This is a genomic window from Leucobacter exalbidus (assembly GCF_017834145.1).
GTDB classification, from domain to species: Bacteria; Actinomycetota; Actinomycetes; order Actinomycetales; family Microbacteriaceae; genus Leucobacter; species Leucobacter exalbidus.
Genome location: NZ_JAFIDA010000001.1, coordinates 14,448 through 35,287 on the forward strand (window position 1 = coordinate 14,448; position 20,840 = coordinate 35,287).

At 66.8% G+C, this 20,840-nt stretch carries 22 protein-coding genes; 14 read left to right on the forward strand and 8 right to left on the reverse strand.

Annotated features, from left to right (window positions below; all coding sequences use genetic code 11):
• The first annotated feature begins 13 nt into the window (after window positions 1–13).
• Window positions 14–1,438: a MocR-like pyridoxine biosynthesis transcription factor PdxR gene (gene pdxR / locus JOF28_RS00085; protein ID WP_209703914.1), complete on the forward strand. Its 1,425-nt coding sequence runs from the start codon at window positions 14–16 to the stop codon at window positions 1,436–1,438.
• Between the two features lie 24 nt (window positions 1,439–1,462).
• On the opposite strand, the gene JOF28_RS00090 is transcribed toward pdxR, so the two are convergent.
• Window positions 1,463–1,900: a DUF488 domain-containing protein gene (locus tag JOF28_RS00090; RefSeq protein ID WP_209703915.1), complete on the reverse strand. Its 438-nt coding sequence runs from the start codon at window positions 1,898–1,900 to the stop codon at window positions 1,463–1,465.
• An 80-nt stretch (window positions 1,901–1,980) separates the two neighbouring features.
• On the opposite strand from JOF28_RS00090, the gene JOF28_RS00095 reads away from it, so the two are divergent.
• The gene (locus JOF28_RS00095; RefSeq protein WP_342452026.1) at window positions 1,981–2,679 is read left to right on the forward strand and encodes a metal-dependent transcriptional regulator; all 699 of its coding nucleotides are present in this window, start codon (window positions 1,981–1,983) and stop codon (window positions 2,677–2,679) included.
• Here the strand turns inward: JOF28_RS00095 and JOF28_RS00100 are convergent.
• Window positions 2,676–3,062 carry a DMT family transporter gene (locus JOF28_RS00100; RefSeq protein WP_209703916.1) on the reverse strand — a complete coding sequence of 129 codons (387 nt, stop codon included), beginning with the start codon at window positions 3,060–3,062 and terminating at the stop codon, window positions 2,676–2,678. The two genes, JOF28_RS00095 and JOF28_RS00100, sit on opposite strands and share 4 nt — an antisense overlap.
• Before the next feature lies 1 nt (window position 3,063).
• The gene (locus JOF28_RS00105; protein WP_209703917.1) at window positions 3,064–3,384 is read right to left on the reverse strand and encodes a DMT family transporter; all 321 of its coding nucleotides are present in this window, start codon (window positions 3,382–3,384) and stop codon (window positions 3,064–3,066) included.
• Between the two features lie 209 nt (window positions 3,385–3,593).
• Here JOF28_RS00105 and JOF28_RS00110 point away from each other — a divergent pair, with 209 nt between their 5' ends.
• Entirely contained in the window at window positions 3,594–4,286 is a 693-nt protein-coding gene (locus JOF28_RS00110; protein WP_209703918.1) for an asparagine synthase, read from the forward strand.
• On the opposite strand, the gene JOF28_RS00115 is transcribed toward JOF28_RS00110, so the two are convergent.
• The gene (locus tag JOF28_RS00115; protein WP_209703919.1) at window positions 4,283–4,627 is read right to left on the reverse strand and encodes a GNAT family N-acetyltransferase; all 345 of its coding nucleotides are present in this window, start codon (window positions 4,625–4,627) and stop codon (window positions 4,283–4,285) included. The two genes, JOF28_RS00110 and JOF28_RS00115, sit on opposite strands and share 4 nt — an antisense overlap.
• A 53-nt stretch (window positions 4,628–4,680) precedes the next feature.
• Here JOF28_RS00115 and JOF28_RS00120 point away from each other — a divergent pair, with 53 nt between their 5' ends.
• The 7 genes from JOF28_RS00120 (at window position 4,681) to JOF28_RS00150 (ending at window position 12,534) form a co-directional block, all read left to right on the forward strand.
• Window positions 4,681–5,373 carry a hypothetical protein gene (locus tag JOF28_RS00120; RefSeq protein WP_209703920.1) on the forward strand — a complete coding sequence of 231 codons (693 nt, stop codon included), beginning with the start codon at window positions 4,681–4,683 and terminating at the stop codon, window positions 5,371–5,373.
• Window positions 5,370–7,007, forward strand: a complete 1,638-nt coding sequence (locus JOF28_RS00125; protein WP_209703921.1) for an adenosylhomocysteinase — start codon at window positions 5,370–5,372, stop codon at window positions 7,005–7,007. Before JOF28_RS00120 ends, JOF28_RS00125 begins: the two co-directional genes overlap by 4 nt.
• An 18-nt stretch (window positions 7,008–7,025) precedes the next feature.
• Window positions 7,026–8,339: an amidohydrolase family protein gene (locus JOF28_RS00130; RefSeq protein WP_209703922.1), complete on the forward strand. Its 1,314-nt coding sequence runs from the start codon at window positions 7,026–7,028 to the stop codon at window positions 8,337–8,339.
• A gap of 93 nt (window positions 8,340–8,432) precedes the next feature.
• Window positions 8,433–9,257: an ABC transporter substrate-binding protein gene (locus tag JOF28_RS00135; RefSeq protein ID WP_209703923.1), complete on the forward strand. Its 825-nt coding sequence runs from the start codon at window positions 8,433–8,435 to the stop codon at window positions 9,255–9,257.
• A gap of 110 nt (window positions 9,258–9,367) precedes the next feature.
• Window positions 9,368–10,213, forward strand: a complete 846-nt coding sequence (locus JOF28_RS00140; RefSeq protein WP_209703924.1) for an amino acid ABC transporter permease — start codon at window positions 9,368–9,370, stop codon at window positions 10,211–10,213.
• Window positions 10,210–10,995, forward strand: coding sequence for an amino acid ABC transporter ATP-binding protein (locus JOF28_RS00145; RefSeq protein ID WP_209703925.1), 786 nt, complete (start codon window positions 10,210–10,212; stop codon window positions 10,993–10,995). Before JOF28_RS00140 ends, JOF28_RS00145 begins: the two co-directional genes overlap by 4 nt.
• Window positions 10,996–11,073: 78 nt before the next feature.
• Window positions 11,074–12,534, forward strand: coding sequence for a DHA2 family efflux MFS transporter permease subunit (locus tag JOF28_RS00150; RefSeq protein ID WP_209703926.1), 1,461 nt, complete (start codon window positions 11,074–11,076; stop codon window positions 12,532–12,534).
• Between the two features lie 124 nt (window positions 12,535–12,658).
• Here JOF28_RS00150 and JOF28_RS00155 read toward each other — a convergent pair whose 3' ends face one another.
• Entirely contained in the window at window positions 12,659–13,573 is a 915-nt protein-coding gene (locus JOF28_RS00155; protein WP_209703927.1) for a LysR family transcriptional regulator, read from the reverse strand.
• Between the two features lie 184 nt (window positions 13,574–13,757).
• Here JOF28_RS00155 and JOF28_RS00160 point away from each other — a divergent pair, with 184 nt between their 5' ends.
• Window positions 13,758–15,305 carry an aminotransferase class I/II-fold pyridoxal phosphate-dependent enzyme gene (locus tag JOF28_RS00160; protein ID WP_209706627.1) on the forward strand — a complete coding sequence of 516 codons (1,548 nt, stop codon included), beginning with the start codon at window positions 13,758–13,760 and terminating at the stop codon, window positions 15,303–15,305.
• A 98-nt stretch (window positions 15,306–15,403) separates the two neighbouring features.
• On the opposite strand, the gene JOF28_RS00165 is transcribed toward JOF28_RS00160, so the two are convergent.
• Window positions 15,404–15,622, reverse strand: coding sequence for a hypothetical protein (locus tag JOF28_RS00165; protein WP_209703928.1), 219 nt, complete (start codon window positions 15,620–15,622; stop codon window positions 15,404–15,406).
• A gap of 108 nt (window positions 15,623–15,730) precedes the next feature.
• Here JOF28_RS00165 and JOF28_RS00170 point away from each other — a divergent pair, with 108 nt between their 5' ends.
• Window positions 15,731–17,446: a DUF885 domain-containing protein gene (locus tag JOF28_RS00170; protein WP_209703929.1), complete on the forward strand. Its 1,716-nt coding sequence runs from the start codon at window positions 15,731–15,733 to the stop codon at window positions 17,444–17,446.
• Entirely contained in the window at window positions 17,439–17,882 is a 444-nt protein-coding gene (locus JOF28_RS00175) for a YchJ family protein (RefSeq protein ID WP_209703930.1), read from the forward strand. Before JOF28_RS00170 ends, JOF28_RS00175 begins: the two co-directional genes overlap by 8 nt.
• 19 nt (window positions 17,883–17,901) lie before the next feature.
• Here JOF28_RS00175 and JOF28_RS00180 read toward each other — a convergent pair whose 3' ends face one another.
• Together JOF28_RS00180 and JOF28_RS00185 are read right to left on the reverse strand one after the other, a co-directional pair.
• A complete protein-coding gene (locus tag JOF28_RS00180; RefSeq protein WP_209703931.1) occupies window positions 17,902–18,486 on the reverse strand; it encodes a hypothetical protein in 585 nt (194 codons plus the stop codon).
• A 34-nt stretch (window positions 18,487–18,520) separates the two neighbouring features.
• Window positions 18,521–19,903 (reverse strand): aminopeptidase P family protein, encoded by a 1,383-nt coding sequence (locus JOF28_RS00185; protein WP_209703932.1) that lies wholly within the window; start codon window positions 19,901–19,903, stop codon window positions 18,521–18,523.
• A 47-nt stretch (window positions 19,904–19,950) separates the two neighbouring features.
• Here JOF28_RS00185 and JOF28_RS00190 point away from each other — a divergent pair, with 47 nt between their 5' ends.
• Window positions 19,951–20,802, forward strand: coding sequence for a PHP domain-containing protein (locus JOF28_RS00190; protein WP_209703933.1), 852 nt, complete (start codon window positions 19,951–19,953; stop codon window positions 20,800–20,802).
• Window positions 20,803–20,840: the final 38 nt, after the last annotated feature.

Genomic DNA, 20,840 nt, shown 5'->3' on the forward strand with positions numbered 1-20,840 from the left:
GGTCGATGTACGAATGGGTATCGCGGGCGAATTGCCGATCACGCTGGATCGCTCAGGCAGCGCCACGCTGCCCGCGCAGGTTGCGGCGGGGCTGCGTGACGCCATTGACCGCGACATGCTGCGCCCGGGGGAGTCGCTGCCGTCAACGCGCGACCTGGCCGCGCGTCTCGACGTCGCCCGCGGCGTGATTGTGGCCGCATACGAGCAACTCGTGGCCGAGGGCTACCTGCTCTCGGGGCACGGCCGCGGCACCGTCGTGCACCCGAGGCTTGATCGTGCGCGCGCAGGTCAGCACGGTGAGCCAGTCGATGCAACCGAGGCCACTGCGCTGCCCGCGGCGCTGCCGGCTCACGGCCCGCTTGCGCCCGGCACCCCGCTCGCCGACGCGGTGGACCGGCCAGCGTGGCGTTCGGCCTGGCGGCACGCGGCGACGCTCGCGCACCTCGCCGCCCCCGAGCTCGGCGACCCCCGGCTGCGCGAGGAGATCGCCGAGCACCTGCGCCAAATGCGTGGTACTCGCCGTTCACCCGCCGACGTGATCGTCACCGCGGGCGCGCGCGATGGGTTGTCGCTGCTGCTCACCGCGCTGGGCACCACGCGTGGCCGGGCGCTCGTGGTGGGTGTGGAGGATCCAGGGTATCCGTCGCTGCGTCAGGTGGCCGCGCGTCACGGTGCCCGCATCGTGGCGCTGCCGGTGGATGCCGACGGTCTTGTGACCACGTCGCTACCGACCGGGGTGCTTGATGTCGTGATCGTGACGCCGAGTCACCAGTACCCACTGGGCGGTTCGCTGCCACTGACGCGGCGCCGCGAACTGCTCGACTGGGCCACCCGCACGGGCGTGGTGATCGTGGAAGACGATTACGATTCTGAGCTGCGTCACGTGGGCAGTCCGCTGCCTACGCTCACCGCGCTTGACGACCCCGAGACCGGCACCGTGGTGCTGCTGGGCACGTTCTCAAAAACGCTGTCACCGGCGCTGGCGGCCGGCTTTCTGCTGGCCCCGCGCGGGCTGCGGCGGCTCATTGAGCCGGTGCGGTCAGACCTCGGCGGCCCCGTCTCTGCGGTCGTACAAGCGGCGCTTGCGCGCTACCTGTCTGAGGGCGAGCTGCGCCGGCACATCGCACGCATGCGTCGCCGGTATGCGCGCCGCCGCGACCTGCTCTCTGAGCGCCTCGCCGGGCAGCCCGGGTGGCGGGTGCGCCCAACGAGCGGCGGCCTGCACGCCGTCATCGAGCTCACCCCCGGCAGCACCGCACGAGAACAACGAGTGCTCGAGCTCGCTGACGCCGCGGGGCTCGGCGCGGTGGGGCTCAGTAGCTACTGGGAAGCCAGCAACGTGGCGGGCTCCACCGGATTGGTGATCGGCATGGGCGGGCCCGACGATGACGGCTTTGACCGGGCGCTCACGGTGCTGCGCCGGGTGCTCGCGGCGTAACACCCAGCCGGTGGGAGTGCAGCGTCAGGTTGTGCTGGTGCTGGTGCTGGTGTCTGAACTGGTGCTGGTCGCTGCGCCCGGATCTAAGGCTGCCCGCTCGGTGAGCGCTTGCAGCAACACCACCGCGTGGTTCACCCGCTCGTCTTTTGCGCCGTACACGAGGGACACCCGATCGTGCTCGCGAGCAAGCGCAATGAGGCCATCGAGGGCTTGCGACGCGACTCCTATGGCGAGCTCGGCGCGATAGTCGGCGGCGAACGCAGCAAACCGTGCGGGGGAGTGTGCGAGGGGGTCTGCGTGCCAGCTGCGCCGCAGCGCGGTGCTGGGCGCGACGGCTGCACACTGCAGGTCGATGGCCGCGCGCTCACGGGTGAGGCCGCGCGGCCAGAGCCGGTCAACGAGTACGCGCAGGCCATCGCTCGCGGCGGGGGCCGCATACACTCGTTTGATTCTGACGTCCATGATTTCTTCAGTGTCCTCCTGCCGGGCCGTTCACGCCAGGGGTGGGTGTGTCTCATAGCCGTTGCGGGTAGCCTAAACGGGTGAGCGTTGACGAAATTTCCCCCAGCATGCAGAACTACCTGAAGGTTATTTGGGGCCTGCAAGAGTGGTCTGAGGCACCCGTCTCAAACTCGGCCATCGCCGAAGCCGCGGGGGTGCGACTTTCGACCGTCTCAGACGCGCTGCGCAAACTCTCCGATCTCGAGTTCATCGGGCACGCTCGCTACGGCAGCGTCACCCTCACCGATGCTGGCCGGCAGCACGCCGTCGCCATGATCAGGCGGCACCGGTTGCTCGAAACCTTTCTCGTCGACATGCTCGGGTATGAGTGGGATGAAGTGCATGACGAAGCCGACCGGCTCGAACACGCGGTCTCCGACCAGCTGATCGACCGGGTTGACCGTGCGCTGGGGTACCCCACCCGTGACCCGCACGGCGACCCGATTCCCAGCGCCGATGGCCGGGTGCACCGGCCCGACGCGGCGCCGCTGTCTCAGTTCACGGGGCCGGGCAGGGTGCGCGTCGAGCGCATCTCTGATTCAGACAACGAGATGCTGCAGTACTTCGCGAGCCGCGGGCTCGTGGTCGACGTGCTGCTCGACGTGCTGCCCGGTGAACCCTACTCAGAGACCGTCACAGTGAGCGTGAACGGTGCCGAAGCGGTGCGGCTGGGCCCCGCGGCCGCGGCCGCGGTGTGGGTTTCGGTGGGCGCTACCGACGAAACCCCCGCAGCCGACTAAGGCTGCTGCGGGTCGCGGGCAAACTTCAGCCCGATCACGCAGCCGATGATGCCGGCGAGAAACAGCAGCTTGAGTACCGAGGGGTCTTCGGCGCCCGCGAGCATCGAGACCGCGACAGTGAGCGCCGCCCCGGTGCCCGTCCAGATCGCGTAGGCCACGCTCACGGCGATGCCGCGCATCGCGTACGCGAGCCCGACCATGCTGAGCGCGCACGCAATCACAAACACGACCGATGGCCACAGCACGGTGAAGCCGGCTGAAGCGTCGAGCGCGAGCGCCCACACCGCTTCGAGGATGGCACTTGCAAATAGCACCGCCCAGTGGCGGCCGCTGGCCTGTTTCTGGGGGCGGGCAGCAGCTACCTGGTGATCCAACGCGGTCATCTCAGCTCACCGCCTTCAGGCCAGCAACACAGGCAATCAGCCCGGCCAGCAACAGTACGCGGGCGAGTGTGACGCGGTCGGCGCCGGTGATGAATGCCCACGCCGTGGTGAGCACCGCACCGATGCCCACCCATACGGCGTAGGCCGTGCCCACGGGGATCTCGTGCAGCGCATACGAAAGCCCCGCCATGCTCGCGATCACCGACACCGCAAAAATAACCGAGGGCCACAGCCGACGAAAGCCCTGAGTCGCATCGAGCGCGGTCGCCCAGACCGCCTCAAGCATGCCGCTCAAAATTAGAATGATCCAGGCGAGTGCCATGGTCGTATTCCCTCTGGCAGTCGTCACTATGCGGGTACTGCTCCCTCGTCCGCACCCCAGCTGGGGGTCACCAAATATTTTGGCACAGCAGCCTGTGCAATGGGCCATCATGGTCACTATATGAGTCGTGAGTGTGGCGAATGTATGAATGGTCAGCGATATCAGCGATAATAGAAAGGTCGCACTGATGTGCGCCTGAGGGGAGTGCGGTGTTCGGCAGATCGAAGAAACGCAAGAGCAGTGGTTCTCGAGGGCTGCGTCGACTTCCTAAGCGCGTGCTCGCTCCGGTCGAAGAGATCGTTGAGCAGGGCCTGCTGGTCGCCGATGTGGCCGTGCGCATGACCGTGAAAAACACGATCATCATGAACGCGTTGAAGCGCAACGTCGATTATGACGCGACGCAGATCAACACGATGGTGCACGACTCATGCGTAGATCTTGCTGAAGAGCGCGAGCGCGACGCTCGTCACATTGCGCGCATGCGCAACGAAATTCGTGACACCGGGCGCAGCTCGTGGAGCGAATCAGACTACGGCAACGACGATAACCGCACGCTGCGGCACCGCCAAGAAGTGTATGAGCAAGTGGCTGAAGAGCTGCACAAGCGCGCTTCTGACCCGACCTATTTGGAAGAGACCGCTGAGCGCGCCCGTCAAGCTGCGTGGCACGAGATTGGCGGGTCACTTGCTGACCGCGCCACTCAGCCCTATTACAGCGGTAACTACAACGACGAGTACGGCAGCGAGCGAGACAGCCGTATTCAGCAGCTCATCGAGAAAGACCTCACCTCGTTGATCCGGGAGCAGGCGGCGAAGGCCGCGGGCGAGAGTGGCGAAACGCTGAGCGACGCGCCCAAGAAGCGCATCTTCAAACGTAAAGACCGCAGCGCCTCGGCGAGCTAACCCTGATCGGTCGGCGTGCTCGCTGAACGCAGCTCGGGGTGCTTCTTGAGGTAGCCCTCAATGAACCAGCACGAGGCTGCGATGCGGCGGCTCTGGGCGAGCTCGCTCGAGAGCGCGTGCTGCGCCAGCAACCCAGAAAGCCCGGTGCCGCGCAGCGTCGGGGTGACCAGCGTGTGGTCAAAATCGATGACGGTCTCACCGAGCAGCGAGTAGTGAGCCTCGCCCACGAGCTCGGGCCCGGCTGCTGTCGCGTGCGTCACGGTGAACCGGTGCGCCTCAGGTTCGTGCGCAATCGTGAACCCTGCCGCTGCCGCCTGTGCTTCATCGAGATATCTAGCCATGTGCTCACCTTACGCGGGTGGCGTCGGCCCCGGCTATCCTAAAAGGTGTGCAAATGAAGTTACGTGCTCGAGCCGCTGCGCTCGCGATCGCGGCCACCGGGCTGCTCTTGGCCGGCTGCAGTGCCGGCGCAGGCTCCGCTGAACCCAAGCCCAAACCCGAGGTGCTCTCTGCGAGCGAAGCCGGGGGAATCTATCTTGATGCGGTGTGCCCGGTGAACCAGGCCTGGGATGCCGCCGATGTGGAGCTTGACCGGTTACGCCTCACGATCTCGCGGGGCGAGCCCGATACGCGCAGGTTCGCCTCGGCCATGAACAAGGTCGCCGCCGCGAGCAAAACCGCCGCGAATGATCTTGACCCGAAGACCCTCGATACCGACGGGCACGTGTGGCCCAAGGACGCACTCACCGAGGTTGCTGCGGTGCAGCGCACGCTCACGAGCGACCAGGCGCAGGCGACCAAGGTCGCAAAGTTTGGAGTCAACCAGGTGCTGGGTTACGAGTGGGACGGGGCCGAAGATCTGGGCGCGGCAGCAAGCGCCGCTCGTGCCGCGCTCGGTCTGCCCGCCGACGGCGAAAATGCCTGCCAGCAGTGGCACGACCAGGTAGCCGCCGACGAAGCAGCCGCAAAAAAGGCCGCTGCTGACTCCGGATCAACGGGCAAGGACTCAGCTGAGAAGTCGCCCGCCGAGAAGCCGGCATCCAAGCCAGCACAGAAATCTTCTTCCGATTCGAGTAGCACCTCATGACGCTCGCGGGGGATTCGGCCGCGCTCGCGATCGAGCGTGCGGTGCGCGCCGCGGCGCGATCGGGCAACCGGCTGCTCTCGGGCAGCACCGCGCTCGTCTCGGTGACCGATGACCTCGCGCGCACCACCCTGCAGCATGCGCTCGCACGCATGGGCGTGCGGGCAGCATTACCGGGCCACCCAGCAGACTTCGTGTTTGTTGACACCAGCGATGCAGCAGAGTTTGCTGCGTCTGACGCTGCGGCCGACTCAAGCCTCCCCGCCGTGGTCGTGGCCCTCGACGGCGGCATCGTGTCACCGCGTGGAACCGACCCGGCTGCGCGCATCGCATGGGCCGAGCGCGGCATGCCCGCCACCGCCGCCCTCGCCCGCGAACTTGCGCAGGGCATGGTGGGCGGCGCCGCGCCGCGCGTGGCCGTGAGCCTAGTGCTCGAGCCCAAGACCGCGGCGTTTACGCTGACGCTCGCGGCAGCGAGGTGTGACGTCGCGGTGTTCAGTGCGGTGTCAGAGACCGATCCCGAGATCGCACGCGAGCTTGCCAAAGACGGCAGGGTCGCCGTGTTCGCCCCCACCGATGAGACCTCAAGCTCGCGCATCAAGAGTGTTGATGCGGCGCACGCCGCCGCCATCTTGGAGTGGGCCCCCGACTACCTCATTGACGACGGTTCACACCTGATCAGGCTTGCACACACTGAGCGCCCTGACGCCCTAGACTGGCTGGTCGGTGCGGCTGAAGAAACCACGAGTGGGGTGCGGCCGCTGCTCGAAATGGTGCAGCAGGGTGATCTGCGCATTCCCGTGATCGCGGTCAATGATGCGCGCACCAAAACCGGGTTTGACAACCTCATTGGCACGGGGCAATCGTGCGTGTTCGCGATCGCCGATGTGCTCGACGCCGCTGGCTGGCACGCGCCCGCACAGCAGCACCGTGACGACGGCGCCACTTACGCAGGGCTCCACGGCACACGGTGGACCGTGATCGGGTACGGCCCCGTGGGCGTGGGCACCGCGCGGTTTGCCGCGGCGCTGGGCGCGACGGTCACCGTGGTTGAACGCGATCCGGTGCGCGCCCTCGACGCCCTGCACGACGGATTCGAAGCGCGCAGCATGGCTGACGCGCTCGCTACTGCAGACGTGGTGGTGAGCGCGACCGGTGTGTGGCACACGCTCGGGCGCACGCACTTCGCCGCGATGCGCCCGGGCACCGCGGTCGCGGTCGCCGGCGGCATCGACGACGAACTCGCGCTCGACGAACTGCGCGCCGCGGGCTGGACGATGGCACCTATCGGATCGCCCGCATCCGCGCTCGAAGAGTGGCGCGCACCCGATGCGACCGCCGGCCCCTATGTGGTCGCGGGCGGCGGTGGCGTGAACTATACCGCGGGGGAGGGCAACCCCATCGAAGTGATGGATCTGTCGTTTGCCACGCAGCTCGCAGCACTCGCGAGGCTGATGCGCGAGCGCCCGGCGCCCGGCGTGCACGCGCTTTCTGCGGCTGAGGAGCGGCTCGTGGCTCGGGCGGCGCTCGCAGCGCGCGGCGGCAGCGCCGACGCAGATCCGGAATCTACGCGTGCCGGAGGCGCCGCGCAGCCGTGGCCCATCCACCGCTACCGCACGCACAACATCGAGCAATAAACGCCCTAGAATCAGGGGGTGAGCTCCCAGCAAGAAATCGTCGTGTACAGCGCGGCCCTCGTATTTCCCGTGACCAGCCCCCGCATCGCCGATGGGGCGGTCGCGGTGCTGGGTAAGCGCATTTTGCACGTCGGCGACCGCCGCTGGGTGCTCGAAGCGCTTGAAGAGCGCGGCGCGCAGTACCGCGAAGAGCACTGGGACGGCGTGCTCGCCCCCGGGCTCGTCAACGGGCACACCCACCTGCAGTACACCCACATGGCCGAGGTTGCCAACCGCAACTACCGCGGGTTTGACGACTGGGGCGACGCGTTCGACGCCGTGTACGAACGCGTCGGGCACGACTGGGCTGCTGCGGCCGCTGACGGGGCGGCCCTGAGCCTGGCCGCAGGCGTCACCGCCGCGGCCGACGTTGTAACCGACCGCGAAGCCCTCTCAGCCCTGCACACCGCGGGAATGCACGGCATCGCCTACTGGGAGGTGTACGGCGCCGATAACGCGGGCTGGACGAACGAAGCCAAAGACGCGGTGCGCGAGCAGATTCGCTCGATTCCCTCGCCCCCCGGCGCCGGAGTTTCGCCGCACGCCCCATACTCGCTTGACGTGCAGCCGCTGCTCGAGCTGCCCGACATCGTGCGCGAGGAAGGCCTGCGCCTGCACATTCACCTCGCCGAGGCGCACATGGAGCGTGAGTTCGACGGCATCGACGGGTACGCCGGCCCCGGCGGGCACGGCTCGTGGCCGTCGCTCGGCGCCGACAGCTTTCGGGCGCTGCGCTCGCACGGCATCGGCGTCTCATCGACCCAGTTCGTCGACCACCTGGGCGTGCTCGGCCCCGACTGCCACATCGCCCACGGCGTGTACGTCAGCGCTGAAGACCGCGCCCTGCTGCGCGCCCGCGGCACGAGCGTCGCCCTGTGCCCCCGCTCCAACGAGGTCATCGGGCTCGATATGCCCCCGGTGGCGGCCTACCTGCGCGAGGGCAACCAGATCGCGGTGGGCACCGACTCGCTCTCGTCGTCACCCTCGCTCGACCTGCTCGCCGACGTCGGCAAGCTATACCGGGTCGCCCGCGACCAGGGATACCGCGGCGACGACCTGCACCAGCGCCTGTTTGGTGCGGCGACGCTCGGCGGCGCCGCGGCACTCGGTCTGCACGTGGGCAAGAACCGGATCGGGCAGCTTGGCGTCGGCGCCATGGCTGACCTCGCGTTCTTCGACGTGCCCACCCACAACCCCGATGTCGCCCTCGCCGAGCTCGTGGAGGCCGGCGCGGGTCGCGCCCGGCGCACCATCGTGGCCGGTGTTGAAAAATACAACGTCACCTCGGGCTAACCGATTCTGGGACTGTTGCTCACGTCTCGTAGAATGAGGAGCAGCCTGAAGCTCGCACCTTCTTTCGATTCACTTTTACATAGGAGTACTCGCATGTCTCGTACGTCTCGCGTTGTTGCCGCGGTCGCCGCTGGCGCTGCCGCCCTGCTTGTCCTTTCCGCCTGCACCAGCGGTGCCGCAGACTCTGCCGAGATTGGTTCGGTTACCGAGGGCAAACTCACTATCGCGACGGGCGAACCCGCGTACGCGCCGTGGATGATCGATAACACCCCCGAAAATGGCGAGGGCTTCGAATCGGCCGTGGCCTACGCCGTGGCAGAGGAGATGGGCTATACCGCCGAGGACGTCGTGTGGATTCGTACCCCGTTCGAGTCGGCCATCGCGCCCGGCCCGAAGGAGTTCGACCTGAACATGCAGCAGTTCTCGGCGACGCCCGAGCGCGAGAACGCGGTTGATTTCTCCTCGCCGTACTATGTCACCACCCAGGCCATCGTCGCGAATGCGGGCAGCGAAGCCGCGAACGCAAAGTCGATCAAGGATCTTGACGGCACCGTCTTCGGTGTCGCTTCGGGCACCACGTCATTCACGGCCGCCGAGAAGGTCTTCGGCGACACCGCCAAAGTGCAGGTGTTCAACAACCTCGATGACGTGGTCGCTGCGCTGCAGAACGGCAACATCGACGCGCTCGTGACCGACCTGCCCGGTGCGTTCTACGTACGTGATGCGCAGCTCGATGACGGTGTCATCGTGGGCCAGCTCGCCGATGAGGCGGGCGACGAATTCGCCTTCCTACTGCCGAAGGGCTCGAACCTCACCAAGCCCGTCTCTGACGCGGTCGATACGCTGCGCGAAGACGGCACCCTCGACGAGCTCGCCGCAGAGTGGATTGCTGACCAGGGTGCACCCGTGCTGAAGTAACGCGCTGACGCGTAGTGTGCGGTGAGTCAGGCTCACCGCACACTACGCGCCGGTTGATGTACCGGGGCATGCCCCGGCCCTAGCACTTCTTTATATGACAGGACCCACAGTTGACCCACACTGTCAGCGCCATTGAACTGGACCGCCGCGCGTATCGCCGTGCGCGCGGGCGACGCTCGGTGCTTGTGAGCTTGCTCAGCACGCTCGTCTTCGCCGCGGTGCTCGTGCTCGTGCTCGTATCGAGCCCCGGTTGGGAGAGCGTGCGGCACAGCTTCTTTGATTTCAACGTCGCGGTGCAGGCCTTCCCGCGCGTAATCGAGGGCCTGTGGCTCAACGTGCAGGTGCTGTTTATCGCAGGCATCGGTGTGGCGATATTGGGCACCCTGCTCGCGGTGGCCCGCACCCTCAAGGGGGCCGTGTTCACGCCCATTCGGCTCTTGGCGGCCGGCTACACCGACCTGTTTCGCGGTATTCCGGTGCTGCTCGTGCTGTACCTCGTCGGCTTCGGCATCCCCGGCCTCGAGCTCACCAACTGGATGCCCCCGCAGTTCTGGGGCACCATCGCCCTGATCCTGTGCTATTCGGCCTACATCGCCGAGGTGCTGCGCGCGGGCATCGACGCCGTGCACCCCTCGCAGCGGCTCGCCGCTCGTTCGCTCGGCCTGAGCCACGGCAAGACGCTGCGCCTCGTGGTGCTGCCGCAGGCGGTGCGCAAGGTCACCCCCGCGCTGATGAACGACTTTGTATCGTTGCAGAAGGACGTGGGGTTGATCTCGGTGTTGGGCGCGGTGGACGCTGTGCGTGCCGCCCAGATCGAGGTGGCAACGGCCTACAACTTCACGCCGTACGTGCTCGCGGGGCTGCTGTTCGTATTGATGTCGCTGCCGTTCATTCGGCTCACCGACTGGTTGACGGCCCGCGCGCAGAAGCGTGAGCAGATTGGGGGCGTCGTATGACCGGCGAACAGACCACTTCAGCGGCAAATCCCCGCACTTCACCCGTGCTCGACGTGCGCGGGGTCGTAAAAACGTTTGGCGACCAACCGGTGCTGCGTGGCATCGACCTCACCGTCGACAAGCACGAGGTCGTCGTGCTCATCGGGGCTTCGGGCTCGGGCAAGTCGACGCTGCTGAAAACGATCAACCTGCTCGAGCAAGTTGATGACGGCCAGATCATGCTCGGCGACACCGATATCACTGACCCGAGCGCTAACACCGACAAAGTGCGTGCGCGCATCGGCGTGGTATTTCAGCACTACAACCTGTTTCCCCACATGAACGTGCTCGACAACGTCACCCTCGCGGCCCGCAAGGTGTTTGGCACCCCGCGCGCACAGGCCGAGGCCCGCGGCCTCGAGCTGCTCGCCCGCATCGGCCTGGGCGACAAAGCCAAAGAGTTTCCCGATCGACTCTCGGGCGGCCAGCAGCAGCGCGTGGCGATCGCGCGCGCGATCGCCACTGATCCGGAGCTGTTATTGCTCGATGAGATCACGAGCGCCCTCGATCCGCAGCTCGTGGGCGAGGTGCTTGACATGGTGGGGGAGCTGAAGCGCGCCGGATCAACGATCGTGATGGCGACCCATGAGATGTCGTTTGCGCGTCGAGTGGCTGACCGGGTGGTGTATTTGAAGGACGGGGTGATCATCGAGTCGGGCACCCCCGAGGAGATCTTCGAGCGCCCCCAGCGCGCAGAAACACGCGAGTTTTTGGCGCGGCTGCGCGACCCGTTCGCGCCGTAAGTCGTAGGGCCCGCGGTACCGACCAGCGAGACCGGCGGGGTGTAGCTGACCGCGCACCTAGGGTAAGGTTGAACCCTTATGTCTGAAACTGAAAATCGCCCATTTGGTGCAACCGAGCAGCTCGCCGTCTGGGTGCTGCTGATCTCGGCGTTCGTCGTTATCTTGAACGAAACGATCATGGGTGTCGCGCTGCCGAAGCTGATGGCTGACCTGCACGTGTCAGCGGTCGCCGGGCAGTGGCTGACCACGGCCTTCTTGCTCACCATGAGCATCGTGATTCCCATCACGGGCATGCTGATTCAGCGGGTCAAGACCCGCCATCTCTTCACCATTGCCATGTCGCTGTTCAGCGCGGGCACGCTGATCGCCGCAACCGCTCCCGGCTTCGAAATGTTGCTGGTGGGCCGCGTCGTGCAGGCCGGCGGCACCGCCATCATGATGCCGCTGCTGATGACCACGGTCGTCACCCTCGTCCCCGAACACCAGCGCGGCCGCCTCATGGGGCGCATCGCGATCGTGATTTCGGTGGCCCCCGCGCTCGGCCCGACCATCTCGGGCATCATCTTGCAGTCACTGAGCTGGCGATGGCTCTTCATCATCATGCTGCCGATCGCCCTCGGGGCGCTCGTGTTCGGCCTGATTCGCATGCCCAACGTGGGCGAGCAGAGCCACGCCAAGATCGATATCTTCTCGGTGATGCTCTCGGTATTCGCCTTTGGTGGCATCATCTACGGGCTCAGCCTCGTGGGTGAATCGGCCAACGGTGACGCGCTGATTCCCGCCTGGATCCCGCTCGTTGTGGGTGTGCTCGCGCTGGGTGTCTTCGTCTGGCGTCAGCTGGTGCTGCAGCGCGAAGACCGTGCCCTGCTCGACCTGCGCACGTTCAAATCACGCCCCTTCGCGCTCTCGGTACTGCTGTTCATCTTCAGCTCGATGGCACTGTTTGGTTCGCTCATTCTGCTGCCGATCTACGCGCAGAGCGTGCTTGGCTACAACACTCTGCAGACGGGCCTGATGCTCTTGCCCGGCGGGCTGCTGATGGGTCTGCTCGGCCCGATCGTGGGCCGTATGGTCGACGCCCGCGGCTCACAGTTCATCTTGATTCCCGGCACGCTCATCACCGCGCTCGCGATGTGGAGCATGGGGCTGTTCACCGAGTCGACCACGATCTGGCAGATCCTCGCCACGCACCTCGCGCTGAGCGTGGGGCTTGCTGGTGTGTTCACGCCGCTGTTCTCGGTGTCGCTCGGTTCGCTGCCCACGAAGCTCGCCTCGCACGGCAGCGCCACGCTGTCGACCGCGCAGCAGGTGGCTGGCGCCGCGGGCACCGCGTTGTTCATCACCGTGATGACGCTTGTGTCGGTCTCGGCAGCGGGCTCGCCCAGCGCCGTTGACCCGCACGATCTGGCCCTCGGCACGCGCGCCGCGTTTATCCTCGGTGGCGCCGTGGCAACGATCGGATTCGTGGTGTCATTCTTCGTGCGTGACCCGGCTCCCGTTGCTGATCCGGCGCTGATTGAAGCACCGGTCGCGAAGTAAGAAACACCTGGCGCAATTCGCGCCCCGACGCAGCCGGCTCCCGCATCAGCGGGGCCGGCTGCTGTCATATGTAGGCTGGTCGGGCCGCCCGCTCTGCCCGCTTGCGTGCGTGACCCGCAGCCCGCTAATCGAGTGCGCTGATGGAGCGCCGCACGACCTCAGCCAGCTGCCGCACCGCCGCAGACGGGCCACCGGGCCCCGCGGGCGCCGCGAGAATCAGCTCGCGCGTGAAGCGCGGGTCTTCGATGGGGCGCAGCGCGACTCCGGGCGGGGGATTGTTGCTCACGAGGCTCGGCACGAGCGCGACCGCCATACCCGCCGCGACGAGGCCCAGCACCACCGAATAATCATCGGTGCGAATGGCCGTGGCGACCTTGTGGCCCGCGGCGGCAAACACCTCGCGCACCAGATCATCGAGGGTGTCACCGGGCGTCGAACCCATCACCCAGCTCTCGCCCGCGAGCGTGAGTAGCCGTTCGCGATCGAACGACGCGTGCTTCGCCGCGGGATGCGTCTCGGGCAGCGCGAGCAGCATCGGGTCGGTGAACAGGTGCGTGGTGTGCACCTCGGCGCGAAACGGTAGCTGATACCCGCCGGCCGCATACACGAGCGCTGCATCGAGGGTGTGCTGATTGACGCGCGTGACGAGCGGGGCGAGCTCTTCGAGCGACGCATCGAGCTCGATGCCGAGCTCGGCGACGCGGCTCGCGATGCCGGGCAGCAGGCGGGCGGCCGCGGTGGGGAAGGTGCCAAAGCGCAGCCGGATCTTGCCCAGCTTGGCGAGGTCACGCACGTCAGTGAGTGCGCGCTCGGCGAGGCTCAGAATCTCTTCGCCGCGCTCCAGCATCAACGCCCCCGCGGTCGTGAGCCGTGAGCCGCGCGTGCTGCGCAGGGTGAGGTCGGCGCCGACGAGCCGGTCGAGGTTGCGCAAGTGATAGTCGACCGTGGGCTGACTCCAGCCCAGCCTGAGGGCCGCGCGCGCCACCGACCCCTCGGCGGCGACGGCGCTGAGGGCCTGCAGCTGTCGAACATCGATCATTGAGTACCCCACGTTCTTTCGATGCTGGGAGACTACTTCGCAGCCCAGCTCCATAGAGTATATGGCACCAGGGAGACCTTCTGGGGTTCCATCTTGCCGCCGTTCACGCCACGGTGGAAGTATGTTCGAACACAGTAGCCACTACTCCGTATCCCTCCCCAGCGCCCCCGCGGCGGGCGAGCATATGGGCACAAAGTTAAGTGTGCTGCCCGACGCCGGCCAGCAGACGTGGCCGCTCGCTGCTCGGCTGTCACCCGCGCAGCGCGAGACCCCCTACGCCGATGCATTGCGCGGTTTCGCCGACGCCGAGACGCTGTCGCTGATGGTGCCCGGCCACGGTAACGACCCCAGCCGCGGCGCCGCCCACCTCGTCGAGTTCTTCGGCGAGCAGGTCACCCGCATGGACGCGCCGCTGATGCTCGAGGGCATCGACCTGGGGGAGAACTCGCCCGTTGAACAGGCGCGCGTGCTCGCCGCCGAAGCCTGGGGCGCCAAGCGCACCTGGTTCTTGACGAACGGTGCCTCGCAGGCCAACCGCACGGCCGCCATCGCGGTGCGCGGCCTGGGCGAGCGCGTACTGATTCAGCGCAGCATGCACTCAAGCTTCACCGACGGCGTGCTGCTGTCGGGCCTGATTCCCGCATTCGTGATGCCCAACGTCGATGTGCGCCACGGTATCGCCCACGGGCTCACCCCGGCAGTGCTCAACGAGGCACTTGAGCGCGAGGCGACCGCGGGCCGCCCCGTCTCGAGTGTGTACGTCGTGTCGCCCAGCTACTTTGGGTCAACCGCCGACGTTGCCGGCCTCGCCGAGGTCGCTCACGCCCACGGTGCTGCCTTGATTGTTGACGGTGCCTGGGGCGCCCACTTTGGCTTCCACCGCGAGCTGCCCGAGTCGCCCGTGCGCTTGGGCGCTGACCTCGTGGTGTCGAGCACGCACAAGCTTGCCGGCTCGTTTACCCAGTCGGCGATGCTGCACCTGGGCAGCGGCCCGCTGGCCGCGAAGCTTGAGCCGCTCGTGGAGCGTGCGTTCTCGATGACCTCTTCAACCTCGGCGAGCGGCATTCTGATGGGTTCGCTCGACGCGGCCAGGCGTGCCCTGGTGCTCGGCGACGCGCAGATCGGCGAGGCCGTGGCCGCGGCGAAGCAGCTGCGCGACCTGCTGCGCACCGATGACCGGTTCGACATCATCAGCGACCACTTCGACGAGTTCGACGACATCGTCGAGACCGACCTGCTGCGCGTGCCCATCGATATCTCGGCGCTCGGCCAGAGCGGGCACTGGGTGCGCTCGCGCGTGCGCGAGCAGCACGGCATCTACTTCGAAATGTCGACCGCCACGAGCGTGGTCGCCGTGATCGGTGCACTCGTGAAGCCCGACGTTGAGCGCGTTATGGCCGCGTTGCGCGCGGTCGCTGATGAGGCCGCCACGATGGCGCCAGACCCCGCCGTCGCTGGCGGGTTCCCCGAGCTGCCCGCACCGGGCGCCCTGGTGACCGCGCCGCGCGAGGCCTACTTCAGTGAGAGCGAGCTGGTGAACGCTGAGGATGCGATCGGTCGCGTCTCGGTTGACACACTCGCCGCCTACCCGCCGGGAATCCCCAACCTGCTGCCCGGCGAAGAAATCACCGCCGACACTGTCGCATTCTTGCGGGCCGTTGCCGCTTCACCGACCGGATATGTGCGTGGCGCCGTCGATGCGCTCGTGACTCAGTTCCGCGTGGCACGGTAGCCGTCACCGGGTGGGCGGCTTCAGCTCCCACCCGGCCCAAACGCAATCAGGGGCAGGATCCATATGGATCCTGCCCCTGATTGCGTTATCGGACGAGCTTACTTCTTCTCGAAGAGGTTGCCGATCAGCGTCGAACCGATCAGAACGACGGCAAGCAGCACCACGCCCACGATCGAGATGGCCACCACGTTGACGGGCTGGCCGGCTGCTGAGTAGATGTCAGCTGCCTGGCCCTCGGTAGCGAACGCAGGTACAGCGACGAACACCGATGCAAAAGCTGCGGCCGTTGCGGTGGCGATTCGGGTGCGGATCTTCACGGATATCTCCTCGCGGGTGTGATGTGCCGAATTGGCGATGCCTCCATCCTAGCTGGTTGTGTGCTGATGCAACTCCGGTCACCACGCGATCGGCCCTAGGATCGAAGTATGGACGCCGCACGCACTCCCACGCCCATTGACCGCATCGCTGAGGACTGGGTCGACACCCTGGTGGAATTTGACCCCACCACCGGCACTTACATTGGGCGGGTGAGCAGCGCCCTGCCTGACTACTCGCCCGAGGGCGCTGAGGCCGCTGCCGAGGCCGAACGACGGGTGATGCAGCAGCTGGCGTCGGCCACGGCGGTGGACGCGGTTGATGCGGTCACCCAGGCTGATCTCGCCGCCGAGCTCACACTGTCACTCGCGCAGCACGACGCGGGCGAACACCTGCGCAATCTCAACGTGATCGCCTCGCCCATGCAAGACATGCGCGACGTGTTCGACCTGATGGCCACCGACTCCACCGCCGATTGGGAGCGCATCGCCGAGCGACTGCGGGCCGTGCCCGCCGCGGTATCGGGATATCAGCGCTCACTCGCCCAGGGCGCAGCGCAGGGACTCGTGCCGGCTATCAGGCAGGTCAGCGAGGTCGCCGCCCAGGTGCGCCGCGCTGCTGGCACCGCCGAAGCCCCCGCGTTCGCCGCGTCACTGCGCGCGCAGGCCGCCGAGGGCGACCTCGTGGCCCCCGCGCTGCAGCGCGAAATTGCGCAGGCCGCAGCGCGGGCTTCTGACGCATACAGTGACTTCGCGGGGTTCCTTGAACGCGAGATCGCCCCGCACGCCCCCGCCGCCGACGCGTTTGGCCGAGACCGCTATGAGCTGGCCTCAGAAGCATTTCTGGGCGCCCGCGTCGATCTCGACGAAACGTATGAGTGGGGGATTGAAGAACTCGCCCGCATGGTCGATGAGCAAGAGCGTATCGCCGCAGAAATTGTTGGCGGATCGCCCCGGCCGGGCATCGTGGCTGAGGCAATCGCGAAGCTCGACCGCGACGAATCACGCAAACTGCACGGCACCGCCGAGCTGCAGCGATGGATGCAGGAAACGAGCGACCGCGCGGTCGCCGAGCTCGGGGCCACGCAGTTCGATATTCCCGAGGAGATTCGCGCGCTCGAGTGCATGATCGCCCCCAATGACGAAGGCGGCATCTATTACACGGGCCCGAGCGACGATTTCTCGCGCCCCGGCCGCATGTGGTGGTCGGTGCCCGAGGGCGTCACCACGTTTGACACCTGGCGCGAACTCACGACCGTGTTCCACGAGGGAGTGCCCGGCCACCACCTGCAGATCGGTCAGGCCGTGGTCAACCGCGGCACCCTGAACGAGTGGCGCAGACAGCTCGCCGGCACCTCAGGTCACGCCGAAGGCTGGGCGCTGTACGCCGAACGCCTGATGGAGCAGCTGGGCTACCTCGATGATCCCGCCGATCGCTTGGGTATGCTCGACGGCCAGCGCATGCGTGCGGCACGCGTTGTACTCGACATTGGTGTGCACCTCGGTAAGCAGCGCCCCGACGGGGCAGGGGTGTGGACGGGCGATTACGCGTTTGAGTTCATGGGGCAGCACGTCAACATGGAGCCCGGCTTTGTGCGATTCGAGGTGCTGCGCTACCTCGGTTGGGCTGGTCAGGCGCCCTCCTACAAGATCGGGCAGCGCATCTGGGAGCGGCTGCGCGACGAAGCACACGCGCAGGCGACCGCACGGGGTGCGGCATTCGACATTCGTGATTTCCACCGCAACGCTCTGGCGCTTGGCGGCGTGCGACTCGACACCCTGCAGCAGTCACTGCGGGGCGGTATGACGGGTGGTCGCCATGCGTGAGCAGTCGCCTGATCCGGCGCTCGACACGGCGCTCGACACGGCGCTCGACCTCGCCCAGAAGTGCCCGTGCGGGCGCGGCGACACCTACGGTGCATGCTGTGCACCGCTGCACGCGGGGGAGGCCGCGCCCACCGCTGAACGCCTGATGCGTTCGCGGTATGCGGCGTTCGCGCTGGGGCTCGTGCCTTACCTCGAGCGCAGCTGGCATGCGAGCACGAGGCCCGATGACCTCGAGCTTGACCCCGAAGTCGTGTGGCGGCGCCTGCTCATCGAACACGTGGAAGCCGGCAGCCCGTTCGACCAAGAGGGCTTCGTTACCTTCGCGGCGATTGGGCGCGGCCCCGATGGGCGCTTCGAACAGCGCGAGCGCAGCCGATTCGTGCGCGACAAAGCGGGGCGCTGGGTGTACCTCGACGGCGACGCTGTCTTCGAGTAGCGCTTACGCCACCTCGACGTTAGCGAATGTAGACGTCGAGGTGGTTACCAAAGGTGCCCCGGTCGTAAATCTTGCCGGGGTACCCGAATGGGGTCTCAAAGACGGTGCCCTTGGGGTGATCGCTCGCGAGCACGACGAAGCCATCCTCGTCGCTGACATAGCCGCCCGGGTTGAGATGGCGGCCGGGAATCGCAAGCCCCGGGCCCGGCAGCACCTTTTCGCTGTAGAACGTGAACCGGTAGCCGCCCCAGTTCACCACCCCGCTAAACATGAACTCCTCGAGCGAGTACAGGGCAGCCTGCGCGCCCGTGGCTTTCTTCGCTGGCGCGGCCGCAATCTCCACGCCCTCCACGCTGGTGCTCAACAGCGCACTCGACGAGTCCGCTGCGTTGAAAAACTGTGTCTTGCGCGCGGGCTGGGGTGGTGGGCCGTCGAGCGCAAACGCATCGGCCATTGAGAACGGTGCCAGGGCGGCGGTGCCGAGAAAAACGGTCACCGCCGCCACCGCACCCACACTGCGCACGCGCCCCCACGGGGTCACCGGGCGCGCCGCAGGCACCCGCGGGGGCGGGAGCGTGGGCAGATGCGGCTGAGCGGAACTCATCAAGACACCGGGGGAGCAGACGAAGCGTGGCGCGTTAGCCGCGCGCCTGCTGCACCCACGCCTCAACGTCATCGGCCGCGCGCGGAATGTTCGCAGACAGGTTGACGCAGCCATCAGCGATTACCACGATGTCATCCTCGATGCGCACACCGATGCCGCGGTACTCTGCGGGAACGGTGAGGTCATCGGGCTGGAAATACAGGCCGGGCTCAATCGTGAACACCATGCCCTCTTCGAGCTTGCCGTCGAGATACATGTCGCGACGTGCCTGCGCGCAGTCGTGCACGTCCATGCCGAGGTGGTGGCTCGTGCCGTGCACCATGTAGCGGCGGTAGTACGCCGTGCCGTCATCTTCGGGCAGGAAGCCCCACTCGCGGGTCTTGCGCTCGATGACCGCCATGGCGGTGTCGTGCACGTCACCGAAGCGAATGCCCGGGCGCACGATGGCGCGGGCGGCGTCGGCAGCCTCGAGCACAGCCTCGTAGACGCGGCGCTGCACCTCGGTAAACGTGCCCGAGATCGGAACGGTGCGCGTGATGTCGGCCGTGTAGAGGCTGTCGAGCTCGATACCCGCGTCGAGCAGCAACAGGTCGCCCTCATTGACGGGGCCGTTGTTGGTGATCCAGTGCAGGGTGCAGGCGTGCGGGCCCGATGCCGCGATCGTTTCGTACCCCACGGTGTTGCCGTCGAGGCGGGCGCGCTGGTTAAAGACGCCCTCCACGATGCGCTCACCGCGCGGGTGCGCGCTGGCCTGCGGCAGCGCCGCAAGCACCTCGTTGAAACCGGTCGCGGTGGCATCCACCGCAGCCTGCATCTCGGCGATCTCGTAGGAGTCCTTCACCAAACGCAGCTCAGAGGCCGCACGGGCAAAATCGGCGTCGTCGAGCGTGAGGTCGGAGTCGCCCGCCACGAAGTCGGCCAGGGGAGCGGTGCGAATACCCAGCGCCGCGGCGGTCTGGGCGAGCGACGGGCGTGCGCCGATCCAAAACTCACCAATCTCGGGGTTCGCGAAGAACTCATTGCTGTCGCGGCCCGCGCGCTCACGGAAGTAGAGGGTCGCCTCATGCGCCGCGTCACCCGCGGGGTCGAGCACGAGCACCGCACCGGGCTCAGAGTCTGAACCCCAGCCGGTGAGGTGCGCGAACGCGCTGTGCGCGCGGTACTCGTAGAACGTGTCGTTGGAGCGCTGCTTCATCGAGCCCGCGGCGATGACCAGGCGAACACCTGGGAACTGTGCGCCGAGCGCTGCGCGGCGCTGCGCGGCAAATGGAGCGGCCGCAACGAGCTCGGGCATGATCTCGGGGCGGTCGGCCCAGTGCGCGCTGATATACGAGGTAAATACATCGGTGTCGGGCGTCGTGCTGCGGTTACTGTTATCAATCTCCACCTCATGGGTGGACTGCGCGCTCTCAGTCATACCTGCCATTGTCTCACTCGCGACTGAGCGACACATAGAATGGCGGGATGGCGACCTCCTTGATCGGCCCAGGCTTCGATCTGCACACGCACTCCGTCTGCTCAGACGGCACGACCACCCCGGCTGAAATCGCCGTAGAAGCCGCCGAAGTGGGGCTGCAGGGTTTCGCGCTGACCGACCACGACACGATCGATGGCTGGGATGAAGCGCGCGCCGCGGCCGAGCGCGTCGGGGTGTCCTTTCTACCGGGCATCGAGATCACCACCAAGCACAATGACCGCTCGCGCCACCTCCTCGGGTACGGCATCACGCCGGGCCACGGTGAACTGTTTGCCGCGCTGGCACGCGTGCGTGAAGCCCGGCTCGAACGGGTGCGTGAAATGGTGCGCCGCGTCTCAGCCGATTTTGCCATCACGCTCGACGACGTCGTAGGTGAGGGCGATGCCCGCACCGTGGGGCGCCCGCACATCGCTGATGCGCTGGTCGCCAAGGGCTACTTTGCTGACCGCTCAGTGGTGTTCGCTGAGGTGCTGCACCCGGGCTCTCCCTATTACCTCGGCACCCTCGCCATCAATACGCTTGAGGCGATCTCGCTGGTGCGCTCAGCGGGCGGCGTGGCCGTGCTCGCGCACCCCGCGGCGTTTCGGCAGCGCGCCGCGATTAGCGTGGCAGACGTTACCGAGCTAGCGGCGCATGGCATGTGGGGCATCGAACTCGAACACCCCGAGAACCGGGAAGATTGGCTGCCGCCGCTGCGCGCCGCAGCACATGATCTGGGGCTCCAAGTGACGGGATCGAGTGACTATCACGGCGCGGGCAAGCCCAATAAGCTCGGAGAGAAACGCTCACCGGCCGCACTCGTTGAGCAAATTCGACAGCTGGTCTCGAACCCGCACTGATCCTGAATGCGATCAGCACCACGCACAATGCCACGCCC